The sequence below is a fragment of the Actinosynnema sp. NPDC050436 genome (assembly GCF_040655415.1).
Classification (GTDB): Bacteria; Actinomycetota; Actinomycetes; order Mycobacteriales; family Pseudonocardiaceae; genus Actinosynnema.
The window spans coordinates 194,434-205,579 of record NZ_JBFAJV010000001.1 but is presented as its reverse complement, the minus strand read 5'-3'; the positions used below and the strand labels follow the sequence as shown (position 1 = coordinate 205,579).

Below are 11,146 nucleotides of genomic sequence, written 5' to 3'. Positions count from 1 at the left end.
CATGAACCTTCCGGTGACCGAAGAGGTCCGGCAGCGCGAGCTCACGCCGTGGCCCGAGGAACTGGCCGCCTCCTACCGCGCCGAGGGGCTGTGGAGCGGCACCACGCTGGGCCGGGCGCTGCGCGACGCCGCCGCGCGGCACGGCGGGCGCACCGCCCTGGTCGACGACCGCCGGAGCTGGACCTACGCCGAGCTGGACCACGAGGTGGACCGCCTCGCCTCGGGCCTGCACGGCGCGGGCGTCGCCGCCGGCGAGCGGGTGATCGTCCAGCTGCCCAACACCGGGTCGTTCGTGCTGCTGTGCTACGCGCTGTTCCGGGTCGGCGCGGTGCCGGTCCTGGTCCAGCCGGCGCACCGCGAGCACGAGATCCGCCAGCTCTGCCGGCAGAGCGAGGCCGTCGCACTGGTCATCCCGGACCAGCGCTCGGGGTTCGACCACCGGGCGATGGCGGAGCGGGTCCAGGCGGACTGCCCGACGCTGCGCACGGTCGTCGTGGATGGCGACCCCGGGCCGTACCGCACCCTGGAGGGCCTGTTCGCCGACCCGGTGCCGCTGCCCGACCCCGACCCCGGCTCGATCGCGGCGCTCCAGCTCTCGGGCGGGACCACCGCGATACCGAAGCTGATCCCGCGCACCCACGACGACTACCTGTACAACGCGCGGGCGAGCCTCGGCGCGTGCCCGCTCGACGTGGACGACGTCTACCTGTGCGTGCTGCCCGCCGCGCACAACTTCCCGCTCTGCGCGCCGGGCATCATCGGCGTGCTCGACGCCGGCGCGACGGTCGTGCTGTCCCCGAGCCCGAGCGTGGACGACGTGTTCCCGCTGGTCGAGCGGCACCGGGTCACCGTCACCGCCGTGGTGCCGCCGGTCGCGCTGCTGTGGCTGGAGGCCGCCGGCGACACCCGGCACGACCTGTCCAGCCTGCGGGTGCTCCAGGTCGGCGGCGCCCGGATGACGCCGGCGGCGGCGGCCCGGGTCGGGCCGGTGCTCGGCTGCCGGTTGCAGCAGGTGTTCGGCATGGCGGAGGGGCTGATCTGCTACACCCGCCTGGACGACCCGGACGAGCTGGTGGAGACGACGCAGGGCGTGCCGATGTCGGCCGCCGACGAGGTGCTGGTGGTGGACGACGACGACCGCCCGGTGCCGGACGGCGAACCCGGGCACCTGCTCACCAGGGGCCCGTACACGATCCGGGGCTACTTCCGCGCGGACGAGCACAACGCGCGCGCCTTCACCGCCGACGGCTTCTACCGCACCGGCGACATCGTGCGCCGGCTGCCCTCGGGGCACCTGGTCGTCGTGGACCGGGCCAAGGACCTGGTGAACCGGGGCGGCGACAAGGTCTCGGCGGGGGAGGTCGAGGAGCAGCTGATGAGCCACCCGCAGGTGCGCCGGGCGGCCGTCGTCGCCGAGCCCGACGACCTGCTGGGCGAGCGGATCTGCGCGTTCGTGGTCACCCGGGACGTCGTGCTGAAGAGCCGCGTGCTCAAGGTCTACCTCCGCGACCGGGGCGTGGCCGGCTACAAGATCCCGGATCGGTTCGAGTTCACCGACGAGCTGCCGCTCACGGCGGTCGGCAAGGTCGACAAGAAGGCTCTGCGCGCACGTGCCGCCGAGTTCGCGGTCAAGGAGGGGCGGTCGTCATGACCCAGCACGGGTCCGGGTTGTTCTCGGTCGAGGGGAAGACCGCGCTGGTGACCGGCGCGGCGAAGGGCGTCGGCGCGCTGATCGCGCAGGCGCTGGTGGAGGCGGGTGCCACGGTCTACCTGACCTCGCGCGACCTGGAGGCGGCGGAGAAGACGGCCGCGCGGCTGTCCGTGCTGGGCGACTGCTCCGCGCTGTCCGCCGACTTCGTGACCGAGGAGGGCTGCCGGGGCCTGGCCGAGGAGCTGTCCGGCCGGGTCGACCGGCTGCACCTGCTGGTCAACAACGCCGGCGCGCTGCACACCGCGCCGCTGGACGAGTTCGACGACGCCGGCTGGGACACCGTGCTCCAGGTGAACCTCAAGGCGGTCTTCCACCTGACCAAGTTCCTGCGCCCGGTGCTGGAGCGGGCCTCGGTCGCGGGCGACCCGGCCCGCGTGGTCAACATCGGGTCGGTCGACGGCCTGCACGTGCCGTCCGCCGAGATCTACTCGTACGCGGCGAGCAAGGCGGCCATGCACCACCTGACCCGGCACCTGGCCGGTCGGCTGGCACCGAGGGTGACGGTCAACGCCATCGCGCTGGGCCCGTTCGAGTCGGACATGCTCCAGGACGAGCTGGCCGCCGACATCGGGCTGCGCTCGCCGATGCGCCGGCCGGGCGGGATCGACGACCTCGCCGGGATCATGGGCTTCCTCGGTTCGCGGGCCGCCGCGTACCTGACCGGCACGGTCATCCCGTTCGACGGCGGACTGTCCGCGACCAGGTGAGAGGCGGTACCGGACCCATAAACAGGTGGGTTGACCTGTTTCCTGCTACGCTGTTCCCGGGCACGGAGAGTGCCGGTCCAGGTGCTCTGGTCGAACTGTTCCGGCAGAGGGCAGAGCGGGGGTCGAGGGGCTATGGAAAGTGACAGGGGCACGATGAACACGGCTCAGGCGGAACCGGCGGAAGCCATAGGTCTCGGGGATCTGCTGCGCCCCGTGAAGTCGCGCCTGGGCGTGGCGATCGGGTTGCAGGCCCTCGGCGCGGTGGCCGCGGTCGTCCCGTTCGTCGCGGTGGCCGAACTGGCCGAGGTGCTGCTCGCGGACGGGCCGGTCGACCAGGGGAGGGCGTGGGCGGTCGCCTCGGTGGCGGCCGGCGCGCTGGTGGTGTGGCTGGCGTTGACCACGGCCGCCGGGGCGCTGGCCCACTCGGCCGACCTGGACTTCCAGCTCTCGGTGCGGCGCAGGCTGGTCAAGCGGCTGGGCCGGGTGCCGCTCGGGTGGTTCACCGACAAGGGCGCGGGGGGCATCGGCAAGGCCGTGCAGCACGACGTGGACGCGATGCACCACCTGGTCGCGCACTCGCTGCTCAACCTCACCGCGAGCCTGGTGACGCCGCTGGCGACGCTGGTCTACCTGTTCCTGGTGGACTGGCGGATGGCGCTCATCCTGCTCATCCCGGTGGTGATCGGCGTGGCGCTGTTCATCAAGATGATGACCACCCTCGACGCGGAGACCGCCGCCTACGAGGAGGCGCAGGAGCGCATCAGCAGCCGCGTGATCGAGTTCGTCGAGGGCATCGCGGTGGTCAAGATGTTCGGCGAGGCCAAGCGCGCGCACCGGCAGTTCGCGCAGGCCGCCGACGACTTCTCGACGTTCTTCATCGCCTGGATCTCCAAGGGCTACCGCAAGACCGCCGCGTCGGCGCTCATGGTCAGCCCCATCACGATCCTGCTCAGCGTCCTCGTCGGCGGCACGGCCCTGATCACCTCCGGGTCGCTCGCGCCGGAGGAGCTGCTGCCGTTCGCGATCGTCGGCCTGGGCGTGGCCGCGCCCCTGGCGGCGCTGGACTTCCACGGCACCGACCTGGAGATGGCGGGCCTCGCGGCCAAGCGGGTCGGCGCGCTCGTCGCCGCGCCCGAGCTGGCGGTGCCGGACGAGCCGCGCAGCCCTGAACGCGACGGTGGCGTCCGGGTCGAGCTGTCCGGCGTCCAGTTCGCCTACGACGAGGACCGGCCCGTGCTCAGCGAGGTCGACCTGGTGCTCGAACCGGGGACGGTGACCGCGCTGGTCGGGTCGTCGGGCTCGGGCAAGACGACGCTGGCCAAGCTGCTGCCGAGGTTCTTCGACCCGACGGCGGGCTCGATCTCGATCAACGGCGTCGACCTGCGCGAGATCGCGCCGGACCAGCTCTACCGGCTGGTGTCGTTCGTCCTGCAGGACGTCCAGATGCTCGACGCCAGCGTGCGCGACAACATCCGGCTCGCCCGCCCCGACGCCGACGACGAGTCGGTGCGGCGCGCGGCGCGGGCGGCGGCCATCGACGAGCGCGTCACCGCCCTCCCGCAGGGCTACGACGCGATGGTCGGGCGCGACGTCCGCTTCTCCGGCGGCGAGGCGCAGCGGCTGTCCATCGCGCGGGCGATCCTCGCCGACACCCCGATCGTGGTGCTCGACGAGGCGACCGCGCACGCCGACCCGGAGTCCGAGGCGCTGATCCAGGACGCCCTGTCCGAGCTGGCGGCCGGCCGCACCGTCCTGGTCGTCGCGCACCGGCTCGCCTCGGTGGTCGGCGTCGACCGCATCGTCGTGCTGGAGCAGGGCCGGGTGGTCGAGCAGGGCACCCACGAGGAACTGCTCGCCGCCGACGGGCGGTACGCGCGGATGTGGCGGCTCCAGGAGCAGTCGCAGCCCGGCGACACCGACCCCCACCCCTACGCCGTGACCGGTGCCGTGAAGGAGGCCGGACGATGATCCGTCGACTGTTCACCGCGCTGGGCCCGGACCACGCGCGCCCGCTGCGCAAGCTGCTCGCCTGGCTCAGCGCGGCGGCGCTGATGCAGGGCATCGCGTTCGTCCTGCTCGTCCCCGCCCTGCGCGAGCTGCTCGGGCCCGAGCCCGACCGCGCCTGGCCGTGGGTGATCGCGCTCGCCGTCCTGTGGGTCGGCTACGCCCTGGTGAGCTACCCGGCGACGCTGCGCGGCTACGGCGCCGCGGCCAACGTGTGCCGCGACCTGCACCACCGGATCGGCGACAAGGTCGCGCAGCTCCCGCTGTCCTGGTTCACCGTCGACCGCGTCGGCGGCCTCGGGCGGATGGCCGCCCAGCGCGTGGTCGACATCATGGGCGTGCCCGCCCACCTGCTGCGGCAGTTGGTCGACACGTTCGTCACCCCGCTGGTGGTCGTGCTGGGCATGTTCCTGTTCGACTGGCGGCTGGCCATCTCGATGACCGTCGCCGCCGTGGCGGTGGCGGTGGTCTACCGGGTCGCGGGCCGGGGGATGCAGATCGCCGACCGCGAGGCCGACCGCATCCACGCCGACGCCGCCGGCCGGATCGTCGAGTTCGCCCGCGCCCAGCCGGTCCTGCGGGCCTTCGGCCGCACGGTCGAGGGGCACGCCGCGCTGGACGACGCCCTGGTCGCGCAGCACGCGGCCGGCCGCCGGATGCTGCGCGCCGGGATGCCCGGCGTGGTCTGGCTGGTGTTCATCGCGCAGGCGGCGTTCATCGCGCTGCTGGGCCTGGGCACCTACCTGGTCCTGGACGGCTCGCTGGGCACCGCCGAGCTGATCGCGCTGCTGGTGCTCGCCGCGCGGTTCGTCGAACCGATCATGCTCACCGCCGAGCTGGGCGGCGCGATCCGGGTGGCCGAGACCGCGCTGACCGAGATCAACGACCTGCTCGCCACCGAGACGCTGCCCGAGCCCGCCGTCGGCAAGCGCGCGGGCTCCACGGACATCGAGCTGGACGGCGTGACCTTCGGCTACCGGGGGTCCCGCGTGCTCGACGGGCTGTCCATGCGGGTGCCCCAGGGCAGGATGACCGCGCTGGTCGGGCCGTCCGGCGCGGGCAAGACGACCGTGATCAAGCTGATCGCGCGGTTCTTCGACCCCGACGCCGGCGCGGTGCGGGTCGGCGGCGTGGACGTGCGCGAGATGATGACCGAGGACCTCACGTCCGTCATCTCGGTCGTCTTCCAGGACGTCTACCTGTTCGACGGCTCCATCCTGGACAACATCCGGCTGGGCCGGCCCGACGCCACCGACGAGGAGGTCTACGCCGCCGCCCGCACGGCGCGGGTGGACGACATCGCCGAACGCCTCCAGGGCGGCTGGGAGGCACCGGTCGGCGAGGGCGGCGGCCGGCTGTCCGGCGGCGAGCGGCAGCGGATCTCCATCGCGCGGGCACTGCTGAAGGACACGCCGATCGTGCTGTTCGACGAGGCGACCGCCGCGCTGGACGCGGAGAACGAGCACGCGCTCCAGCAGGCGATGTCGGCCCTGTCCCGGGACCGCACCGTGCTGGTGATCGCGCACCGGCTGAACACCCTGCGCGAGGCCGACCACATCGTCGTGCTGGACGGGGGTCGCGCGGTCGAGGAGGGCGTCCACGACGAGCTGCTGGCCCGCGACGGCCGGTACGCCCACTTCTGGCGCGAGCGCCGCCGTGCGCAGGGCTGGCGCCTGACCGGGGCCGCCACCCGCTGACCGGTGACAGCGCGCCGCCCCGGTGTGGCCCGGGAACCGCCCGAACGCGGTTCCCGGCAGCCCGCCGGGGCGCGCGCGGTTTACCGGTGCACGATCGGATGTGCATTTCGCACAATCGCTTCAAATTATCTCACCACTTTCCTCGGGCCGCCTCTTCCTCGATCGGGTGTGCGAAAATCTTGGCCAGCGGGCTGACTCCTGCTGATCGTGCCGTCTCGTCATTCCGGATAATTCGAGGAGTACCGGTGGACCGACAGTGGACTGAGGGTTCGGTGTTCAAACCGGCGACCACTGCTCTGTTGGATCGAATAGACCGCCGAATCGCCGAACAGCGGTGCACGTTCCTGACGTCCAGCAACTACATCAACGCGGCGAGCACCAAGCTGGCGTACCTGCTCAGCTCGGCGCTCACCGCGCGTGGTGGTGCCGCGCTCTACCGGAGCTTCCTCATCAACTCCACCGTCGAGGCGCTGTCCGGCGCGGTGAAGCTGGCCCGCCAGACCTCGGTCCGCCGGCAGCGGGACAACGGCGGCTGGGTGCTGCTGGTCGACGGCAAGGGCGACCTCGCGTCCTTCGTGGACCCGACCTCCAAGGGCGTCGAGCAGGCGATGACGCCGCACGTGGTCGTGGTGTCCGACGTGGCGCAGGCGGTGCGGGTCGGTCCCGAGCACGAGTGGTCTGCGGTCGTGGTCGTGCGCGACGAGTCGATGACCGAGTCGGTCCTCGGCGAGCTGGCCCCGCTGCTGCGCACCGTGCGCGAGCAGTCCGGGATGGTCGTGGTGTGCGACGCCGCCCTGGAGCTGGGCGACGACCGCCTGCTCACCGACCCGCTGGGCGCCGACGTCCTGGTCTACGGCGAGAACCTGGGCGGTCACCAGGTCCCGTTCGGCTGCTTCACCATGACCGAGGCGGCGTACGAGATCTGGAACAACGACGTCGACTGCTACGCCCAGACCTCCACCTTCGGCGGCAACACCTTCTGCGCCGAGGTCGTGCTCGCGGCCCTCGAAGAGCACGGCCTGGTCGGCGACGCGCAGCGCGCGGCGATGGCCGCGATCGACGCCGACAAGGACGTCATGCGCGAGCACTGGGCGCGGTACGTCAACCCGTCGATGGCGAAGATGGAACCCATCGTCGGCATGGACCTGGAGGTCGAGCGGGCGTCCGGCGCGCGGCTGAGGCTGGACGACGGGCGGGAGGTCCTGGACTGCTGCGGCGGTTTCGGCAGCAACCTGCGCGGCCACAACCCGCCGGACGTGCCCGCCGAGGTGCTCGCGGTGCACCGGCCGGAGCACGACTACTACGCCGACCTGGAAGAGTTCCTGACCGGGCTCACCGGCTTCGCCAAGGCGTTCCCCGCCGTGAGCGGGGCGACCGCCGTCGACCAGGCCGCCGCGCTGGCGATGCTGGCCAACCCGACGCGCACCAAGGTGGTCACCTTCACCGGAAACTTCGCCGGGAAGTCGCTGTTCGCCATCAACCTGAGCAAGCAGGGGCCGCAGGTCACCGAGTCCGACCCGGACGCCTTCCGGCCCTACTACCACGACCTGGTCTACGTCGACCCGTTCGCCGAGGACGCGGTCCGGCGGCTGGAGGAGGTGCTCGCCTCCGGCGAGGTGGCGCTGGTGTGGTTCGAGGTCGTCCGGGGCGGCCTGTGCCAGGCGCTGCCGGACGCGGTCCTGCGCGCGGTCGAGCGGCACCGCGTGTCCGGCGGCTACCTGGTGGGCGTGGACGAGGTGCTCTCCGGCGGCTGGCGCACGGGGGAGGACTACCTGGCCAACTCCCGGATGCTCGACCACGTCGACCTGGTGGCCATCGGCAAGTCCATGACCGACATGCTGTTCCCCGTCTCGTCGGTGCTGTGCACGCAGGAGGTGTTCGACCGGGCGACGGCCACCGACGCGGGCCAGGTCGGTATGCGCCGCCGGTACTTCCGCAACGCGCTGTCCGCGCACCTCGCCCACCACGCGCTGCGGCAGCTCACCGACCCGGTGCGGCACCGGCAGGCGATGGCCGCCCAGCGCGTGCTGGAGGACGGGGTCCGGCGCTTCGCCGCCGAGTCGAAGGTCTTCGGCCAGGTCGAGGGGCGGGGCGCGATGCTGCGGCTGATGCTCGACCGCAGGTCCTTCCCGTTCGACCAGCGGTCCAAGCCGGGCGTGCTGCTGGAGATGGCCACCGCGCAGCTGGTCTTCGAGCGGTGCGGGATCTTCGTGTTCCTGCTGCGGTTCCTGCACCGGACCGCGACCACGGAGGAGGACGCCCGCGAGGTGGTGCGCCGCCTGGAGGTCGGGATGCGCGGTGTCCGGCCCCGGCACGTCTACCGCTTCATGGCCAGCAGGATGCTCTTCGCCATGTCGGCGAAGGGGTTGTCGAAACTCGTGGCCGGCCGGCTCGCGCGGCCCCGCTACACCTCGGGCAAGTGACAGGGACCAGCAGACGGGAGCGGGTGGGGAACGTGGCGGAACAGCAGGAGAAGTGGCGCAGCTACTGGGACAAGTCTGCGGCCGGCTATGACGACGAGATGAAGTTCTGGGACCGGCTGCTCTACGCGGGCCAGCGCGAGTGGGTCTGCGAGCGGGCGGTCGGCGAGGTGCTGGAGGTCGCCATCGGGACCGGCCTCAACCTGCCGCTCTACCCGGACGACGTGAAGCTGACCGGGATCGACATCAGCGACGGGATGCTGGAGGCGGCCCGGCTGCGCGCCGACGACCTCGGCCGCGAGGTCGACCTGCGCAAGGGCGACGCGCACCAGTTGCCGTTCGAGGACAACAGCTTCGACACCGTGGTGTGCACGCTGAGCATGTGCGCGATCCCCGACGTGGACCGGTCGGTGCGGGAGATCCACCGGGTGCTGCGGCCCGGCGGCCGGCTGGTGATGGTCGACCACGTGGTCAGTCCATTCTGGATCTTGCGGCTCATCCAGGGCTTCATCGAGCGGTTCAGCGTGCCGTCTGCCGGTGAGCACCAGCGGCGCCGGCCGATCCTGAACGTCCGCGCGGCGGGGTTCACCATCAGCGAGTCCGAGCGCATCAAGGGCGGGCACGTGGAACGCCTGGTCGCCACCAAGTAGCGCGGGCCGCCGGCGTCGCGGATCGCGGTTGCGACCACGGTGACCTGGTAGAATGCCGGTCGCGCGGGTATCGCGGAGCGGTCCGCGCTTCCCTGGTCCGGATGGAGTTGTGTCGAGTCGTGGTGTCACGGTGGGGAGCCTTCAGCGGATGAGAGAGGTTCGGCAGGAACGGGCGATCGCGACCCGGCAGCACATCGTCGACAGCGCGGCGGCGGTGTTCGACAGCGACGGGTTCGCGGGTGCCAGCCTCGGCCGGATCATCAAGCTGGCGGGGACGACCCGGGGTGCCCTGCACTTCCACTTCCCGACCAAGGAGGACCTGGCCACGGCGGTCCTCGACGAGCACAACCGCCGGATGTCCGCCGTGGTGGAGGGGATCTCCCACAACGACGCCAGCGCGCTGGAGCAGATGGTGCGGATCTCCGAGACCACGGCCCGGCAGATCGACCAGGACCCCATCGTGCGCGCCGGGACGCGGCTGCTGATGGAGCTGACCTACACCGGCACCCCGCCGATCTCCTACGGGGTGTGGATCGAGGCGTGCGAGGACCTGGTCCGCCGGGCGATCGACGACGGCGACATCGTCGCGTCGGTGTCGCCGCAGGCCGTGGCGTACCTGGTGATCTCGGGCCTGGCGGGCATCCAGATGGTCTCGTCGGTGCTGTCCCGCCGCAGCGACCTGGACCGGCGGGTGGACGAGATGTGGAACGTGCTGCTGCTCGGGCTGGTGCCGGCCGACCGGCAGTGGAAGGTGGCCGAGCTGCTGGGCGCGCGGGCGCGCGGACTGGTGTGACCGCCGGGGGCCGCCCGACCCGGGCGGCCCTCAGCCGGCGGGCGCGTTGCCCGCGATCAGGCCGGTGACGATGTCCTCCAGACCCTTGCGGTGCGTGTCCCGGGTGTCGAGCTCGGGCCACCGCTCGGCCAGGGCGACCAGCCGGGGGAACTCCTCGGCGTCGAGCGAGGCGAAGGTGCGCTCCCGGTAGGTGGCGTCGCCGGCCTGGGCCCGCCGCCGGTCCCGGGTGAAGTTGATCAGCAGCTGCCCGGCCGTGTAGTACCAGATGACGCGGTAGGCGTACATCGCGTCCTCCGGGCTCATGCCGCAGTTGATCGCGGCGTCCACGATGTCCTCCACGATCCACATCGCGGAGACGGCCATCAGGTCGTCGGACGCCAGTACCTCGACAATCCACGGGCAGGTGGCGAGCACGTCGTGCAGCGCCTGCGCGGCGGTCAGCAGCCGGTCGTGCGGGTCGTCGGGCAGGGCGAGCCGGGTGAACTTGCGGGCGCGCTCGTCGAGCAGCAGCAGTAACAGCTCGTCCTTGTTGCGCACGTGGTGGTAGAGCGCCATCGGGGTCGAGTCGAGGTCCTTCGCCAGCCGCCGCATGGACAGGTGGCCGACCCCCTCCTGCTCGAGGATGGTCCGGGCCGCGTCGACTATGGCCTCCTGGGACAGCCGGGGGAGCCGCCCGCGATGGCCCGAACCGCTGCCGCTCGTCCCGTTCGCCATCGACAACTCCTCGCCGCTCGCCTCAGGGGGGAGCAGACCCGGCGGGTGCCGGCACCGGCGGGGGCCGGTGCCGCTGCCCCGGGTGGGGATTTCCCGTTGTCACCGGGAGGGCCTGCGTGCCCGGAAAAGATAACACGTGAGAGAATTCACGGGGCGACTCCGGGACGGATGTCCGATTTTCCCGTTGATCACGCTATATTGGTCCGGATGGCCGGTGGCGAGTCGGCGGACGACCTGCGCTTTCGATGGTGCCGAATCCTTTCGCCCTCCTCCGCCGCGATCGCCGCGTAAATCCGGAATCATCCCGGAGCGGGACCGGTCGTGAAGATCGCACATGGGTGTGCGCATTCTTCACGGGGCGGTTCGGCGCTCGTCCTGCGGTCCTTGACACCCACGTCGGCCGCTGGGTAGTTTCCCGTTGTCGTCGGCCCGGTCGGATCTTTGTCGGGT

At 71.8% G+C, this 11,146-nt stretch carries 8 protein-coding genes; 7 read left to right on the top strand and 1 reads right to left on the bottom strand.

The features are described from left to right. The first annotated feature begins 1 nt into the window (after position 1). The 7 genes from AB0I60_RS00885 to AB0I60_RS00855 all read left to right on the top strand — a co-directional run bounded on the left by AB0I60_RS00885 (position 2) and on the right by AB0I60_RS00855 (position 9,982). Entirely contained in the window at positions 2–1,651 is a 1,650-nt protein-coding gene (locus tag AB0I60_RS00885) for an AMP-binding protein (protein ID WP_360724742.1), read from the top strand. Beyond that, a complete protein-coding gene (locus AB0I60_RS00880) occupies positions 1,648–2,418 on the top strand; it encodes an SDR family NAD(P)-dependent oxidoreductase (RefSeq protein WP_360724740.1) in 771 nt (256 codons plus the stop codon). Before AB0I60_RS00885 ends, AB0I60_RS00880 begins: the two co-directional genes overlap by 4 nt. Before the next feature lie 213 nt (positions 2,419–2,631). Continuing rightward, positions 2,632–4,386 carry an ABC transporter ATP-binding protein gene (locus AB0I60_RS00875; RefSeq protein ID WP_360724738.1) on the top strand — a complete coding sequence of 585 codons (1,755 nt, stop codon included), beginning with the start codon at positions 2,632–2,634 and terminating at the stop codon, positions 4,384–4,386. Continuing rightward, a complete protein-coding gene (locus AB0I60_RS00870) occupies positions 4,383–6,119 on the top strand; it encodes an ABC transporter ATP-binding protein (protein WP_360724736.1) in 1,737 nt (578 codons plus the stop codon). The genes AB0I60_RS00875 and AB0I60_RS00870 overlap by 4 nt, the downstream gene beginning before the upstream one ends. 245 nt (positions 6,120–6,364) lie before the next feature. Further along, the gene (locus AB0I60_RS00865) at positions 6,365–8,542 is read left to right on the top strand and encodes an aminotransferase class III-fold pyridoxal phosphate-dependent enzyme (RefSeq protein ID WP_360724734.1); all 2,178 of its coding nucleotides are present in this window, start codon (positions 6,365–6,367) and stop codon (positions 8,540–8,542) included. A gap of 32 nt (positions 8,543–8,574) precedes the next feature. Continuing rightward, positions 8,575–9,189 carry a class I SAM-dependent methyltransferase gene (locus AB0I60_RS00860; RefSeq protein ID WP_360724732.1) on the top strand — a complete coding sequence of 205 codons (615 nt, stop codon included), beginning with the start codon at positions 8,575–8,577 and terminating at the stop codon, positions 9,187–9,189. A 148-nt stretch (positions 9,190–9,337) separates the two neighbouring features. Next, positions 9,338–9,982, top strand: a complete 645-nt coding sequence (locus AB0I60_RS00855) for a ScbR family autoregulator-binding transcription factor (RefSeq protein ID WP_360724730.1) — start codon at positions 9,338–9,340, stop codon at positions 9,980–9,982. A gap of 30 nt (positions 9,983–10,012) precedes the next feature. On the opposite strand, the gene AB0I60_RS00850 is transcribed toward AB0I60_RS00855, so the two are convergent. After that, on the bottom strand, positions 10,013–10,696 hold the full coding sequence (locus AB0I60_RS00850) for a TetR/AcrR family transcriptional regulator (protein ID WP_360724729.1): 684 nt from the start codon (positions 10,694–10,696) through the stop codon (positions 10,013–10,015). Positions 10,697–11,146: the final 450 nt, after the last annotated feature.